At 42.0% G+C, this 15,408-nt stretch carries 12 protein-coding genes and 1 riboswitch; of the genes, 8 read left to right on the top strand and 4 right to left on the bottom strand.

From position 1 onward, the window contains the following. The first annotated feature begins 313 nt into the window (after nt 1-313). The gene (gene trpB / locus B3L97_RS03510) at nt 314-1,489 is read left to right on the top strand and encodes a tryptophan synthase subunit beta (RefSeq protein WP_024822707.1); all 1,176 of its coding nucleotides are present in this window, start codon (nt 314-316) and stop codon (nt 1,487-1,489) included. Nucleotides 1,490-1,516: 27 nt separating this feature from the next. Here the strand turns inward: trpB and B3L97_RS03515 are convergent, their stop codons facing one another. Further along, nucleotides 1,517-2,440 (bottom strand): LysR family transcriptional regulator, encoded by a 924-nt coding sequence (locus B3L97_RS03515; RefSeq protein ID WP_024822708.1) that lies wholly within the window; start codon nt 2,438-2,440, stop codon nt 1,517-1,519. A gap of 131 nt (nt 2,441-2,571) precedes the next feature. On the opposite strand from B3L97_RS03515, the gene B3L97_RS03520 reads away from it, so the two are divergent. Continuing rightward, complete coding sequence (locus B3L97_RS03520; protein WP_024822709.1) at nt 2,572-3,510, top strand: YeiH family protein; 939 nt, start codon at nt 2,572-2,574, stop codon at nt 3,508-3,510. 758 nt (nt 3,511-4,268) lie between these two features. Continuing rightward, the gene (gene nhaC / locus B3L97_RS03525; RefSeq protein ID WP_024822710.1) at nt 4,269-5,726 is read left to right on the top strand and encodes a Na+/H+ antiporter NhaC; all 1,458 of its coding nucleotides are present in this window, start codon (nt 4,269-4,271) and stop codon (nt 5,724-5,726) included. 39 nt (nt 5,727-5,765) lie between these two features. On the opposite strand, the gene B3L97_RS03530 is transcribed toward nhaC, so the two are convergent. Next, nucleotides 5,766-6,296: a YeeE/YedE thiosulfate transporter family protein gene (locus tag B3L97_RS03530; protein ID WP_024822711.1), complete on the bottom strand. Its 531-nt coding sequence runs from the start codon at nt 6,294-6,296 to the stop codon at nt 5,766-5,768. After that, on the bottom strand, nt 6,293-6,817 hold the full coding sequence (locus tag B3L97_RS03535) for a YeeE/YedE thiosulfate transporter family protein (RefSeq protein ID WP_156923387.1): 525 nt from the start codon (nt 6,815-6,817) through the stop codon (nt 6,293-6,295). The genes B3L97_RS03530 and B3L97_RS03535 overlap by 4 nt, the downstream gene beginning before the upstream one ends. Before the next feature lie 149 nt (nt 6,818-6,966). On the opposite strand from B3L97_RS03535, the gene B3L97_RS03540 reads away from it, so the two are divergent. From B3L97_RS03540 to B3L97_RS03555, 5 genes are all read left to right on the top strand, one after another. Continuing rightward, on the top strand, nt 6,967-7,959 hold the full coding sequence (locus B3L97_RS03540; protein ID WP_024822713.1) for a homoserine dehydrogenase: 993 nt from the start codon (nt 6,967-6,969) through the stop codon (nt 7,957-7,959). A gap of 302 nt (nt 7,960-8,261) precedes the next feature. After that, on the top strand, nt 8,262-10,781 hold the full coding sequence (mgtA, locus tag B3L97_RS03545) for a magnesium-translocating P-type ATPase (protein ID WP_286934029.1): 2,520 nt from the start codon (nt 8,262-8,264) through the stop codon (nt 10,779-10,781). Nucleotides 10,782-10,898: 117 nt separating this feature from the next. After that, nucleotides 10,899-11,021: riboswitch (molybdenum cofactor riboswitch) on the top strand. A gap of 16 nt (nt 11,022-11,037) precedes the next feature. Beyond that, on the top strand, nt 11,038-12,912 hold the full coding sequence (locus B3L97_RS03550; RefSeq protein ID WP_286934032.1) for an aldehyde ferredoxin oxidoreductase family protein: 1,875 nt from the start codon (nt 11,038-11,040) through the stop codon (nt 12,910-12,912). A gap of 246 nt (nt 12,913-13,158) precedes the next feature. Then, the gene (locus B3L97_RS10030; protein WP_334103978.1) at nt 13,159-13,494 is read left to right on the top strand and encodes an alanine:cation symporter family protein; all 336 of its coding nucleotides are present in this window, start codon (nt 13,159-13,161) and stop codon (nt 13,492-13,494) included. Further along, nucleotides 13,487-14,542, top strand: coding sequence for an alanine/glycine:cation symporter family protein (locus B3L97_RS03555; RefSeq protein ID WP_334103975.1), 1,056 nt, complete (start codon nt 13,487-13,489; stop codon nt 14,540-14,542). Before B3L97_RS10030 ends, B3L97_RS03555 begins: the two co-directional genes overlap by 8 nt. Before the next feature lie 106 nt (nt 14,543-14,648). Here B3L97_RS03555 and B3L97_RS03560 read toward each other — a convergent pair. Beyond that, nucleotides 14,649-15,408, bottom strand: a 760-nt coding sequence (locus B3L97_RS03560) for an FGGY-family carbohydrate kinase (RefSeq protein WP_286934040.1), incomplete at its 5' end; no start/stop codon positions are given.

A 15,408-nucleotide genomic window follows, 5' to 3' on the forward strand; every position in this document is an offset into this window, starting at 1 on the left:
ATCACCTCCATAGAAACACTTAAAAAAGTATATCATTTAGGGCCCTTGACAGAACACTAAGGATATTGCTATGGTATCTCCATGAAAAAAACAATGAAACATCTCAGAGATTTTAATTCTATCAATAAGTTCTGGTGGTGGCGCTGTTAGCGCCGCCGCAGGTATGGCCTGATTTTTCAGGGGCTGCGGGGCAAAAAACCGCAGCCCCTTTTCTTTTGATCTATCGCTATCTTTTACAGAGTTCGAAGAAAGGGGCTTCTTCCCAAAAAGGAAGAGGTCCCTTTTTTTATATAAAACAAGGGAGGTATTGTTCATGAAACAGAATAAGAAAGGATTCTTTGGAGAATATGGTGGTAGTTTTGTGTCGGAAGCATTGCAATCTCGCCTCAATGAGCTGGAAAAAGCTTATGAGGACGCCCGTCATGATCAATCTTTTGCCGAAGAATTTACAACGACTTTAAAAGAATATGTGGGGAGGCCATCGGCTCTTACAGAGTGTAAAAATATATCAAAATACTTTGGGGGAGGACGACTATTTCTGAAACGAGAAGATCTCAATCACACTGGCGCCCACAAAATAAATAATGCGTTAGGACAAGCTCTTCTAGCTAAACGTATGGGGAAAAAGGAACTCATAGCAGAGACAGGTGCTGGAATGCACGGCACAGCCAGTGCCACCGTAGCGGCTCTTATGGGAATGAAGTGCACTGTATATATGGGAGCTCTTGATGTAGCTCGCCAAGCCCCGAATGTAGCCCGTATGAAAGTATTAGGAACAGAAATTATAGCTGTAGAGGAAGGACAGAAAGCTCTTAAAGAAGCCGTTGATGCAGCTCTGAAAGCTTTTGCAGAACGACCTGAAACTTTCTATTTGTTAGGTTCAGCTGTAGGACCTCATCCTTATCCTACTATGGTTCATGATTTTCAAAGTATTATCGGTAAAGAGGCAAGACAACAATTTCTGGACCGCGAAGGTACATTACCAAACTATGCTTTGGCCTGTGTAGGTGGTGGAAGTAACGCTATTGGTCTTTTTGCAGGTTTTCTCAACGACTCGGACGTGAAGTTGTTCGGAGTGGAACCAGCCGGGAAGGGGTTGGCCTCTGGGGAGCATGCAGCTACATTGTCTGTAGGGAAACCATCTATTATTCATGGGTTCAAGAGTTACGTACTTACAAAAGAAAACGGGGAACCAGCCAATGTATACTCTATATCAGCAGGGCTTGATTATCCTGGCGTTGGCCCAGAACACGCCTATTTGAAAGACAGCGGTCGGGTAAACTATGTGTCTGTCACAGATCAAGAAGCCATTGATGCCTTTAAACTGCTCTGCCAAAAAGAAGGGATCATCCCCGCTCTTGAAAGCTCTCATGCGTTAGCCTACGCTTTTAAACTACTTCCCAAACTTACCCGGAGGGAAAGTATCCTCGTCAATCTTTCTGGGCGAGGAGACAAAGATATGGATGCGATCCTTCCTCTTCTTAAATGAAAGAAACTTTAACGGCACGTTCTCGCATTATGAACGTGCCGTTTTCTCATTTATAAAGCGAGAAGAAAGAGTACGAAGCCACGTCATCATATGTTGAAAAAGTCTGCTTCGATACTGCTCCGGCAAAGAAATAATACGAAACCATCTTGTTATAATAAGGTCCGTAGCAACCTCTTCCAAACGTCCATCTAATAATTCCTCCTCTACTGCCATACGTGAAAGACAGCTCAACCCCATACCAGCCTCTACTGCTCGCTTAATAGCCTCAGTGTGCCCAATCTCTTGTACGTTATGCAAGCGAATGTTTTTATGAGTCAACGCTGCTTCAAATGTACTCAAAGTACCAGAACCTCGCTCTCTCAAAATCCATTGTTCATTAGCTATCTCTTTTACAGAAACCACGGGACGAGCCCCAGCAAAAGAATGGGAAGGCGACGCTATTATCACCAGTTCATCCCGAAGCCATTCTTCTTCATATAAGTCACAGCCGTCTATAGCTCCTTCCACTAGGCCTATATCCAGAGCCCCCTCTCGAACAAGATTTGCAATTTCTTTAGTATTGCCTACATTTAAAGTCACCTTTACTTGGGGATTTTCCTCGCAGAAAATCTTCAGCCACGAAGGGAAAAAATAATTTCCTATAGTTGTACTACACCCTATGAAAAGTTCCCCTGTTAAATCTCCTTCTTCACTTTTAGCCATATCCACTAATTCTCTAGCTGAAGCAAGAATCTTCTCTGCTTCAGGAAACAGCATCCGCCCACGATCATTTAAAACCAGCCCTCTTCCTACTCGATGAAAAACAGGGCCTCCTATAATTCTTTCGAATTCTCTTAAAGCCATACTCGCCGCTGATTGACTTATAAAAAGTGTTTTAGCAGCCCTCGTTAAATTTTCATAACGCGCTATTTGCACAAAAATTTCTAATTGGCGAAATGTCATTATTTCCATACTTAAACCTCATTCATCATTTTTATTGATTGAAATTATCATAATAATAAGCTGGAATCAATAATACAGTCTGGTTATAGTATGTTGCATCTACGTTGGAATTTATCATAATTTAAAGGGGTTATACTTTGATGATAATACTTCAATCTCCATATTTCTGGATCATAACAAGCTTAGCATTAACTCTCTTAACAAAGTCTCTTGCCATTGCTCTCTGTTTTGGAAGTGCCATTGCTCTTTTATGGGGAAATCCTGCCAAAAAAGTTACGGGGATGCTGTCAAAATATCTTCTGCAACTTGCTGTTATTCTCTTTGGGTTCGGTTTGCAGCTTAATGTTATATTGAAAGTCGGCTATTCTTCCATAGGCATTACTTTTTTCAGCATTTCCACAACACTTTTTCTAGGTTGGGTTTTAGGAAAATTATTTAAAGTGGAGCGGAGTGTTTCTATTCTCATCAGCAGTGGTACGGCTATTTGCGGTGGAAGCGCTATTGCAGCTATGGCTCCTGCTATTGGTGCGTCTCAGGGACAAACCGCTATTGCTATGGCTGTGGTCTTTTTACTCAACGGAATTGCCCTTCTCGTCTTTCCCCATTTGGGGCACCTTATAGGCCTTAATCAAGCTGACTTCGGGGTGTGGGCCGCATTGGCTATTCATGATACAAGCAGCGTAGTAGGGGCAACCGCTATTTACGGAGCAGAGGCTCTGGCTATTGGCACAACTATAAAACTCACACGTGCCCTATGGATATTACCCCTTTCTTTTTTAGGGGCGAAGCTTAACAAAAGTGATAGCAAGGCAAAGGTGCCGTGGTTCTTATTTGGCTTCCTTCTTGCAGCTCTGATCCGTTCCCTCTTCCCAGGGATGGAGGACCTATGGCATCTGTTGGCTATAAGCGGTAAAAAGCTTATGGTTACAACTCTCTTTTTTGTTGGAGCCGGTCTCACTAGAGAAGATCTAAAAAAAATAGGCGGAGGATCATTGCTGAAAGCAATAACATTATGGATTCTTGTTTCCCTTATCTCTCTTACCGTAATAAGACTGGGGCTCATTAAGCTCCCAGTCTAATGTATGACAACACTCAATACCGGTCTGCAGTAGCTGCTTAAGCTCGACGCCTAGTTTAATTTATGTCAACATTGAATTGAAACCTCTTTTAAGAAAGAGAAGAGAAGTATATTCCCCCCTTAATATAATAAAAAAAGCCAGGGAAAAATCCCTGGCTTTAAATATCACTTTAAACAAAACCCTACGCTTCTACCGAACCGTCCGACATAGAAAGGGAAAATACTACCGCCAAACTTGCCAAAATTAAAAATAAGGACATTACAATCACCTCTTATATCCCACTCAAAACCTTTATACCCTATCAAACAAGTATAGTAAAATTTTACTCCCGATGAGCAAACATGTCAATAGTGTTTGCTAAATAAAGTACAAATTATTGATATTTTATTTTAAAATTTATTACAATATTGGTCAACTTTTTATCTAACAATAATACTATACATTTATAAAATTCTACTGGGGTTTCCAAAGGTCCCTCTGTCATAGAACCTTTTTAACATGCATGTGTGTCAGAATATCTCCCACTAAAAATACAGTCCTATGAGTCTCCTTACATAGCGGAACCAATCATATCCTTACTAATAGTGCCGATCATTATTGCTCTTTCTTCTTTTATCCTCGCGTTTATTAAAAATTTTTTCAAAGCATATTTTCACGAATCTTATTGACATATTATATATCTAGACACTATGATGCATACAGTGACATGATTTCATGTGTGCTTTATTACGTAATCTAAAAAATAGGAGGGGGATCTTATGACTCAAAAATCAAAAGAAGTCAAAGAAAAACAACTCGCTCCACTTGGTCTATCGTTAGGCACATTTGCCCTTTGCGCATTCGTCATTGGTTTTTCCATTATGAAACTAGGCGTTGATGCTCATATTCCCATGGTCATTGCCGCCACGATCTGTGCTGCCGTAGCTATGTTTTTCCTCGGGAAAACATGGCAAGATGTAGAAAACGGCATTGTGAATGGTATACAATTAGCGCTTATACCTATTATTATCCTTATGCTTGTTGGCCTTCTTATAGGAAGCTGGATTGCTTCGGGAACAGTTCCTGCTCTTATCTATTATGGATTAAAATTACTATCACCTAGATACTTTCTTGCTGCAACCTTGCTTATTTGTTCTATTGTTGCTGTTTCAACCGGAACATCCTGGACTACCGCAGGAACAGTAGGAATCGCCCTCATGGGGGTAGGCGGGGCGCTTGGTATCCCCAGCCCCATGACAGCCGGAGCCATTATTTCTGGGTCTTATTTTGGAGATAAAATGTCGCCTCTTTCTGATACGACGAATCTAGCCCCAGCAGTGGCTGGCGGTGAACTTTTTGACCACATTCGAGCCATGGTCTGGACCACAGCTCCTACATACATCATAGCTCTTATTATTTATATCGTTATTGGCCTTCGTTTTAGTGGAGATACAGGAAACTTAGAGGATATAGCTATCATCTCTAATACAATGATTCAGACATATAAAATCAATATTATTACGTTAATCCCGCCTATTTTTATTATAGTAAGCGCTTGGAAAAAGTGGCCCGCTATCCCCTCTCTTATGATTGGAATTTTTCTCGCTTGTCTCACAGCCTTCTTCATGCAGGGACAAGGAATATCAGACCTTATTTCCATCGTCCATTATGGATATGAATCTGAAACTGGAGTCAAGGCTGTTGATGATCTGTTAACTCGAGGCGGACTTGACAGCATGATGTGGACCATTTCTCTCATCGTTTGCGCTCTTTCATTTGGAGGCATTATGGAAAGCTGCGGATTTCTCGAAAGCATCCTCTCCCATCTCAGCAAATATCTCAAAAGCGTACACTCTCTTGTGGGAATCACTCTCATTTCCAGTTACCTCAGCAACTTCTTTCTTGGCGATCAATTCCTCGGCATTATCGTTCCGGGAAGGACTTTCAAACCCGCTTATGAAGCGATGGGACTTGCTCCTCGTATGCTTTCAAGAACTTTGGAGGATTGCGGCACTATCTCTTCCCCTCTCATCCCCTGGACAGCTTGTGGAGCCTTCATGAGCAATGTGCTCGGGGTAGGATCTTTCACTTTTATGCCCTACGCCTTCTTCAACTGGCTAAATCCTATCGTAGCTTTCCTTATGACATTTGCTGGCATAGGTATTTTCTGGAGAAAAGCAGACGGTACCATTACACAGGATAAAACTCAGTCTGTAGCAGCACGTCAAGAGGCTTAGAGCTTTACGTTAAATTTAGCTTTTTATAAGGAAGGGGTTTTATAACCCCTTCCTCTCTATGTATCGGAAAAAAATCAAAACAAGGGCTACAAATATACCGATAATAATCCAGTGACTTGTACCTAGAATCTGGGGAATTGTTATTTTCCCCAAATCACCCCAGACGAGAATCGTCCTTTGCAAAAAAGGGTACGCTTCAGCATACAGAGCTGCACCTGATAACATTCCTAAAATTCCCCAAATAGCATCAAGTCGCCCTTCTCCAATAGCCCCTAGAGACGTGCCAGGACAATATCCCAGCAGAGCCCATCCTATTCCGAATAAAATTCCTCCGGGCAGCAAAGCCCCCAAAACAGTAGGCTTAATAGATAGCTTAACTATGTCAAGGTCAAATAAAAAATAAGTCCCAATCATACCCACAGTAATAGTAGAGAGCATAAACTTCAAAATGGTAAAATCCTTCAGCTTCAAGGCACCTAATTGTCTGTCATAACGAACAGTTTCAGATCGCTGAAGCAATATGCCAAAAATAAAACCCGTCAGCAACCCCAAAACAAGCTCTGTTTTCACAACCTGTCACCTTCCCCATATAATAAACGAGCAACAAGAATTCCTGCTCCAAAGAAAAGGGCTAGGGCAACATATCCGCTAACAGCTAACTGAAGCGTACCGCTCAGTCCGTGACCACTCGGTCAGCCATCTGCGAGTCGCGCTCCAAACATGGCTATAATACCTCCTACAAAAGCGGTAACAGCACGGCGTAACGAGCTTTTGCCGAAACGATCTCGCCATGTAATGGGGACCCATTGCACTCTATACGTTTTAGTAAAAAGAGAGCTTACAAGAGAACCAAGGAAGATACCTATAACAAACATAAATTGCCAGTCTATTTGGGGGATTTCTTTCATAAAATATGGCATTTGGGCTACTTTCTCAGGGCTAAAAATCTTCTCCACAAAACCGGCAGATCTTACAAAAGAAGTCGATGCTCCAAAATACTTTCCAGTAAACCATGTGGATAGGACAGAGAGCGCTCCTGCCAAACTTCCAGCTAAATAAGGATTCATCGGCATTCCCCTACGATTATACATATATAGCCCCCCTTCTTTTTCTATGTCGTCTATATTGTATATTAATCTGTCTTATCTTCCAATAGAACCTTAAGAGAGATAATTTCTAGGATTTTCCCATTTTTTATGTTAACGTAAAAACAATCGGGGAAGATAGGGGGAGCTAGTGCATGCGTATTGCTCTTATAGGTTTTGGAGGGGTAGGGAAAGCTTTTACTCGCCTTCTGGAAGAAAAAAAAGAGGAACTGAACCGGAAAAATATTTCTATTTCTCTTACCTACATTATCCGCAGTCAAGGCGGAGTATATGATCCTTTGGGTATCACTAATTCCTCAAGTCTCATCTTCAATCCTGCCATAACTTTTCAATCCCTTATAAAACGACGAGATGTGGATTTGCTTGTGGAAGCTACGCCTACCAATAAGGAGACAGGGGAACCTGGGTTAACCCATATCGCAGAAGCCCTCAATTCAGGAATTCATGTCGTTACGGCTAACAAAGGGCCAGTTCTCCTCGCTTATAGAGATTTGTACGTCATGGCGAAACGGAACCACGTACAATTTGCTATAGGGTGCACCACTGGAGGGGCTCTTCCTGTAATTAATGCTGGCCTTTTCGATATGGCTGGGGCCTCTATATCATCTATAGAGGGTATCTTAAATGGCACGTCTAACTTCATTTTTCAAGAGATGGAATTAAATGGAACCTCTTATCTAGACGCTCTTAAGAAAGCTCAAGGAATGGGCATAGCTGAAACAGATTCCACTTTAGATGTAGAAGGATGGGATACTGCAATAAAGCTATTAATTCTTGTCAATGTATTGATGGGAGAAAATAAAAAACTCTCCGATATATGTGTTGAAGGGATCACAACCATTTCTGCGGGGAAAATACAAGAGGTGCGCAGAGATGGAAAACGAATCAAATTAATAGGGAAAGCCAGAAAAACCGGAAACGACGTGATATTATCAGTACAATCTGAAACTATAGATTCTTCTCATCCTCTTTACGCAGTCAACGGAACAAACAAAGCCGTGCGATTTATATCTGACTCGCTGGGAGAACTCACGATAATAGGAGGGGCTTCTGGAACGACATCAGCCGCAGCCTCCTTATTACGAGATATTATTAATATACAAAAAGGATATCAATTTGTATCATGAATCTAGCATGATGCAACTAAACAGAAAATTCTTAACTATTTTTGTTCTTAATCTAGGCCCTAATATTGAGAAAAATATTTTTATTTTACTTCTTCCCCTTCTGCCAAAACTATACTCCCGCCTATTCTCTACGTAGCTAAAAGGCTACAATACAGAGACACTCTACGTAGCTATGCCATCTACCTTCGGACATAGGGGGGGATTAGGTTAAAAGACTACAATACTAGAGATACTCTGCACTTCATCGTTTTGCGTTGTGAGGGAAATATACCTTTGAAGCAACAAAGAAGGGAGGGTCTCCAATGGAAGATCCTAATGCCTATTGGAGTTGGAGTGTTGAGACTGCTTTTAAAGCCCTTGAAACGCAACCTACCGGCCTTTCGTGGGAAGAAGCAAAAAAACGGCGAGAAAAACTTGGAACTAACGTACTTAAAGCTAAAAAAAGCTATACACTGACTCGACTTTTTTGGGCTCAGTTACGAACCCCTATCGTATTTATTCTCATCTGCGCCGCCTGCATTTCTTTTTTCCTTCATAATCCTTCTGATGCCCTTATAATTTTAGCGATTGTGCTAACAAGCAGTTTTTTATCTTTTCAACAAGAAAAAGGGGCACAGGAAGCTACCTCTAAACTTTTAGCAATGGTTCAAATAAAAACGAAAATTATACGACAGGGAGAGCCAACGAATATCCCCCTAGAGGAAGTTGTTTCCGGAGACGTTGTTTTACTGTCCGCCGGCGATATTATTCCAGCAGACTGTCTTCTCATCGAAAGCAAAGATCTTTTTGTAGATGAGGCGTCCCTCACTGGCGAAACATACCCTATAGAAAAAATCCCCCTCCTTTTGGCCCCGCAAACTTCGTTGAACAAGCGAACAAACACCCTTTTCCTGGGCACTCACGTCATTAGCGGCACAGGAAGAGGGATCGTCGTAAATACAGGCAAAAAAACAGAGTTTGGAAAGACTGCCCAACAACTCCGCATCCGCCCCATAGAAACAGATTTTGAGAAAGGGATCCGACGTTTCGGCTATTTTCTAGTAGAGGTTACATTATTGCTTGTTATTCTTATTTTTGCTTTCAATGTTTTACTCTCCAGGCCTGTTTTAGACTCTTTTTTATTCTCTCTCGCCTTGGCTGTAGGCCTCATTCCTCAGCTTCTTCCAGCAATAGTAAGCGTTAATTTAGCCAATGGCGCTAAAAAAATGGCAAAAAGTAAGGTTATCGTCAAACGACTCTCAGCTATAGAAAATTTTGGAAGCATGAACATCCTCTGTTGTGATAAAACCGGAACACTCACGGCAGGAAATGTACGGCTTCATACCGCCCTTGCACCAGATGGGTCTCCTTCAGAGTATGTCTTGCACGTAGCTGCCATGCACTCAGCATTAGAAACAGGCTTCAATAATCCTATTGACACGGCAATAAAAAACGCACACCCCATCTCATATAAAGAAGCTCAAAAATACGACGAAGTACCCTACGACTTTGTTAGAAAAAGGCAGAGTGTACTTCTGGAATATAACGAACAAAACCTTATTGTCAGCAAGGGAGCTGTGAATTCAATTCTTTCTATTTGCAGCTCTATAGATATGGGACATGAGAAAAACACCTTTTCTATAGAGTCTTATTTGCCTTCTATTATAGAATTGTATAACGAATTAAGCTCTCAGGGGCTAAGAACTCTAGGCGTAGCCATTAAAAACATTGGTTCCTTGATACATTTCACAAAAGAAGACGAAAAAAACATGACGTTTATAGGTTTTTTAACGTTTTACGATCCTCCCAAAGATGGAGTTATTCAAGCCATCCAAAAACTTTCTGAACTAGGCATCTCCTTAAAAATTATTTCCGGAGACAATGCACATGTAGTCAAAAACATAGCGCAACAAGTGGGCATTATTGCACCTCGCGTTATAACTGGTGCTGACCTTCGATCAATAAGTGATGCAGCTCTTTTCCACCTTGCCAATCAATGCTCTCTATTTGCAGAAGTAGAGCCGAATCAAAAAGAACGAATCATTATGGCCCTCAAAAAATCCGGGAACAGTGTAGGGTTTATGGGAGATGGAATAAATGATGCTTCAGCCCTTCATAATGCAGATGTCGGCATTTCGGTAGATACAGCAGTAGATGTAGCCAAAGAAGCCGCTGACATAGTACTTCTTGAAAAAGACCTCGCCGTACTTTCTGAAGGCGTTATAGAAGGACGACGAACATTCGCAAACACAATGAAATACATATTTATGGCCACGAGTGCTAATTTTGGCAACATGTTCAGTATGGCTGGAGCCTCGCTCTTCTTATCTTTTCTTCCTTTAGTACCCAAACAAATTTTACTTATGAACCTGTTGACAGATCTACCAGAGATGACTATTGCCATGGACAACGTGGATAAAGAACTCATCCAAAAGCCTCAACGATGGGATATATCTTTCATTCGCAAATTTATGGTCGTTTTTGGCCTTATGAGCTCATTTTTCGACTACATTACCTTTATAATTCTTTTGTTCTTTTTCCATACTCCAATCTCCCAATTCAGAACTGGGTGGTTTCTGGAATCCATAGCTTCGGCTTGCCTTGTCGTATTGGTTGTACGGAGCAGGAGACCTTTTTTCAAATCTCTACCTGGTTTCAAACTTCTTATAGCCACAATAGGTGTACTCTTTTTTATTCTTCTTTTCCCCGCTACTCCCCTTGCCACACTCTTCGGCTTTTCTCCTCTTCCCTCTTTTCTTTTATGGACACTTTTTGTCATTATAATGTGCATGACCCTCAGTGCAGAAATTATCAAGAAAATCTTTTATCGCTCTATTTCATAGTAGTATTTTTTGAAATATCCCTGAAAGTAAAAAAATAAACAGCATTATCACATGTCTGATGCAATGGATACTTGTAAAAGTTTAAATATTCAGGATAAAATACATATATATTCCCGCGAGAAGAAAGGATCCCGAGCTTGATAGCCTGCATTCTATAGAGAACATGGCTTCAAGCCTATAGGGCGTAGCGGGAAACTGCTGCGCCTCCCGCGTTTGGAAAGGAATCCCTTACTATAAACTAAGGAGGGAGAACTATATGTTTGACTGCTATGCTGGGAAAATTCTACATGTAGACCTGTCAAATGGGGAAATATGGTCAGTTCCTTTATCCGAGAATTGGGTCCGAAACTATATTGGAGGAGAAGGTTTTGGAGCTATTTATCTTGCTGAATCTTTAGCTAAAGGAATTGATGGTCTATCAGCAGAAAACAAGCTTCTTTTTGCATGTGGCCCTTTAACTGATACAAAGGCCCCTTGTTGTGGCCGAACTGTGGTTATGTTCAAGTCTCCCCTTACAGGAACCATCGGAGCTTCCAATGTGGGAGGAGCTTGGGCCCCCCAGCTCAAAAGGGCGGGATTCGATATGCTTGTTGTTCATGGGCAAACTCCAAATCCAACATATCTTTCAATCAATAACGATGAGATCACCCTGCATTCTGCAGAAAAAATTTGGGGGAAAACTACAAAGGAAACGACGGAAATAATCCGTCAAGAACTGGGGAATCCCGAAGCAGAAATCGCATGTATCGGCGAGGCAGGAGAGAAGCTTGTGCGCTTTGCAACCATAATGGTTGGGAACGAACACGCTGCCGGAAGAGGGGGTGGCGGTGCTGTAATGGGGGCGAAAAAACTTAAAGCAATTGCTGTTTATGGAACAAAAGCACGAACGCAAATACATAATAATGACCAATTTAATAACGCTGTAAAAAAAGCCATACAAGAACTTCACAATGAAGCCTTTATTCGGGAAGAGCTTATGAAATATGGTACCCCTTCTTTCTTTGATGCCATGAACAGCCTTGGTCTTGTACCAGCTTATAACTGGCAACGAACCACAACGAATTTCAACGATAGTCTCGGACATAAAGCCTATCATGAAAAATTGGAGGTAAAACAGGATCGATGTTACAACTGTCCAATTGGCTGTGTTCGCCTCACGCGCATTCCAAAAGGGAAATATGAGGGTCGTTCCGGATCGGGACCTGAATATGAGACATTAGCTGCATTTGGGCAAAAACTGGGGAATAAGGACCTCTACTCTATCACTGCCGCAAACTATATTGCAAACGATCTCGGCCTTGATATTATTTCGGCAGGGCAAGTAATAGCCACGGCCATGGAGTGGTATGAGAAAGGAATTATCGATCAAAACAAAACCGACGGACTTGTTCTTTCATGGGGAAACAGCGATGCTATTGTGGAGATAGTAGAACGCATTGCTAGGCGACAAGGTGATTTTGCCACTCTCCTCGGAGAGGGATCTCTCAGAGCTGCACAAAGTATCGGAGGGGACGCAGAGAAATATGTTATGCACGTGAAAGGGCAAGAAATGGCCGCAGATGGAGTGCGAAGCAGTAAGGGAGAAGCTCTATCGCATATGCTTTCTCCACGAGGGGCAGACCATTTACGTCCATATGGTGCTACTGTCGATGCTTTCGGCTACCTGGAAGAAGAACTTGGCGTTACCGAACGTGTAGATCCATTCAGTGAAGAAAACAAAGATTGGTTCAAGCCTTTTGAAGAGCTCTCTATGGCCGCAAATTTGCTTGGCGTATGCTTGTTCGCTAGTATCACCCTAGCCATAAAAGGAAGGACATGGGCAGAGCTTTTTAGCAGTGGATCTGGAAGAAAGTACAGCTATATAGACTTGTTTAAAGCAAGCGAACGAGTTATCAATATAGAGCGGCTTTTCAATATTCGCGAGGGATTTTCGAAAAAAGACGACTATCTCCCTCAGCGATTTAGTACTGAGCCCGCGCCAGATGAACCAGGGAAAGGACAAGTCGTCGATCAAGGCAGGCTTTTAGAGCTGGCTTATAAAATAAAAGGTTGGGATAGTCAAGGGGTTCCGACTAAAGAAAAACTCTCTGAGCTATATTTAACCGAAATAGGGAAAAAATTATTAGGTTGACATAGAAAGAATATTCAGTACCCCAAATGTCAAACGCAACGCTGGCATTTGGGGTGCACTTCGAAAAATGCCCGCCATTATCTCCTCCGATCTTGTTCCACAACTTAACAGGTGTTATTATCAACCCTCAGTTTGAATTTTGACTTTATATTGTGCATACATATTTCTTATCGAATAAAAGCAAAGGAGGTTTCCTTAAGAAGGCACTACAGTAACGTTATACATATGGAGGTGTTTCTTGTGTTGATGGAAGTAGTTAAATTTGCTAATGGAATTCTCTGGGGGAAGCTTATGACGTGGCTTCTTCTGGGAACTGGGGTTTTTTATAGCATTCGGTTATGGATTCCACAATTCCACCATTTTGGGCACACTTTTAAGGTATTGTTTGGAAGCAGGAGGTCAGAAGAGGGTGGTATTACGTCTTTTCAGGCTTTATGTACAGGACTAGCAGCCCAAGTAGGTACTGGCAACATAGCAGGTGTTGCAACTGCACTTGTTTCGGGAGGACCTGGCGCTGTTTTTTGGATGTGGGTAACCGCCGGCAACTATTTTTGCAGAGGCCGTTCTAGCCCAGTTGTTTAGGGTCAAAAATAAAGATGGTACATATCGTGGTGGTCCTGCTTATTACTTGGAAAAGGGGTTAGGACAACGGTGGATGGGAGTCCTTTTTGCGATAAGCATTATTGTCGCTATGCCTTTTGTTTTTAACGCCGTTCAGTGTAATTCTATTGTTGCCGGATTGCGAGGAGCTTTTTTCTCTAATGTAAAAGAAGGAGGAAACATTGAACTCTACTTGGGAATTGTCGTAGCAGGTCTCACTGCTGTTGTTATTTTCGGTGGACTAAAACGGATAGCTCACGTAGCGGAGGTCGTGGTTCCATTTATGGCTTTGTTCTATATTCTTATTGCCTTAGTAGTAGTTATTATCCATATACAGCAGTTACCCGCCATTTTAGTTACTATCTTCAAAGGCGCTTTTGGAATAAAACAAGTGGCAGGAGGTATACTCGGGCATACAGTGGCTCAAGCATTCCGCTACGGTATGGCTCGAGGGCTTTTCTCTAACGAGGCGGGGATGGGATCCACCCCCAATGCCCACGCTACAGCAGACGTAAAACATCCAGCTCGCCAAGGTTTTGTAGCCATGATAGGTGTCTTTACAGATACTATTATTATTTGCACTGCTACAGCTGCTCTTATCCTTATTTCTGGACAGCTCGGCAGTGGCGAAACTGGAGTGGAGTTGACGCAACTTTCTCTTAAAACAGCTTTAGGTTCTTGGGGGCCAGCTTTTATCGCTATTGCCCTTACTTTTTTTGCTTGGACATCTATTCTTGGAAATTACTATTACGGTGAAAGTAATTTAATGTACCTTTTCCCGCAAGCACAAAAGGGACCTTTGCTTTTTTCGTATCGAATCGCCGTTTTAGGTATGATTATTTTTGGAGCCGTAAGTTCTGTACCACTCGTATGGGAGTTGGCAGACTTTTTTAATGGATTAATGGCTTTATTGAATCTTGTTGGCATTCTTTTGCTCTCTGGAGTCGTAGTAAAAGTTCTTAATGATTACGAAAGGCAATTGCAAACACAACCTGATTTTGAGCCACTATATAAGAGAACGGATATGTAATTTGTTATATAAAAAAAGGGTGCTGGGACATCTGTTCAGCACCCCTTTTGCTGGATTCTATGTCCAACTTTTTGAGCGCACTTCACATCCCAAACACCGCTTTTGATTATTCTTCTCTACCTTCACTATAAAGGCGCTTCATGGAATCTCGCAACCCCAGATAAACTGCCTTATATTCAGAGTACAGCTCATTATAAACTTCCGTATGTTCAGTTACTGGATAGACGGGCTCTTTAAAATGTAGCCACTCCTTCAAGATTTCTGGCCTGTCAAAAACACCCGTACCAAGACCTGCCAATAGGGCATCTCCAAGAGGAGCTTCTACATCTTCTTGAAGGACTTTCACTGGATAACCACTTACATCGGCAAAAATAGATGTCCAAAGGGAGGATTTCGCCGCGCCGCCTACAAGAACCATTTCTGGATCAAGCTTCACAGACGTTCCTAAGATGCTCTCCATATTATGACGAAGGGCATAAGCAACCCCTTCCATACAGGCTCGATATATGTGACCTTTGCCGTGATAAAGGCTCAACCCCATCAACGTTCCACGGGCACTGCTATCCCAAATAGGGGAACGCTCGCCCATCATATACGGAAGAAATACGAGGCCATCTGAACCAGCAGGGACATCCTGACTTTGAAGTTCCAGCAAAGAATATGCACTGACTCCGAGACGATTCTGGGTCTCCAATTCAAGAGTTCCAAAATTATTTCTGAACCACTGAATAACTGCACCAGCTGTAGCAGCTCCTCCAAAAGTGTAATTCTTTTTAAGAGGATCCAAAACGTGAGGATAACTGATCAATCGGTCGGTGAGATTCGCCTTTTCGGTAATAAACCCCCAGCACATAGATGTTCCTACC

Source organism: Aminobacterium sp. UBA4834 (assembly GCF_002400205.1).
Classification (GTDB): domain Bacteria; phylum Synergistota; class Synergistia; order Synergistales; family Aminobacteriaceae; genus Aminobacterium; species Aminobacterium mobile.

Excerpts from the sequence above, each read along its gene's own strand:
- B3L97_RS03515 (WP_024822708.1), bottom strand. The coding sequence starts at position 2,440 with ATGGAAATAATGACATTTCGCCAATTAGAAATTTTTGTGCAAATAGCG.
- trpB (WP_024822707.1), top strand. The coding sequence starts at position 314 with ATGAAACAGAATAAGAAAGGATTCTTTGGAGAATATGGTGGTAGTTTT.
- mgtA (WP_286934029.1), top strand. The coding sequence starts at position 8,262 with ATGGAAGATCCTAATGCCTATTGGAGTTGGAGTGTTGAGACTGCTTTT.
- B3L97_RS10030 (WP_334103978.1), top strand. The coding sequence starts at position 13,159 with ATGGAAGTAGTTAAATTTGCTAATGGAATTCTCTGGGGGAAGCTTATG.
- B3L97_RS03550 (WP_286934032.1), top strand. The coding sequence starts at position 11,038 with ATGTTTGACTGCTATGCTGGGAAAATTCTACATGTAGACCTGTCAAAT.
- B3L97_RS03540 (WP_024822713.1), top strand. The coding sequence starts at position 6,967 with ATGCGTATTGCTCTTATAGGTTTTGGAGGGGTAGGGAAAGCTTTTACT.
- nhaC (WP_024822710.1), top strand. The coding sequence starts at position 4,269 with ATGACTCAAAAATCAAAAGAAGTCAAAGAAAAACAACTCGCTCCACTT.
- B3L97_RS03520 (WP_024822709.1), top strand. The coding sequence starts at position 2,572 with ATGATAATACTTCAATCTCCATATTTCTGGATCATAACAAGCTTAGCA.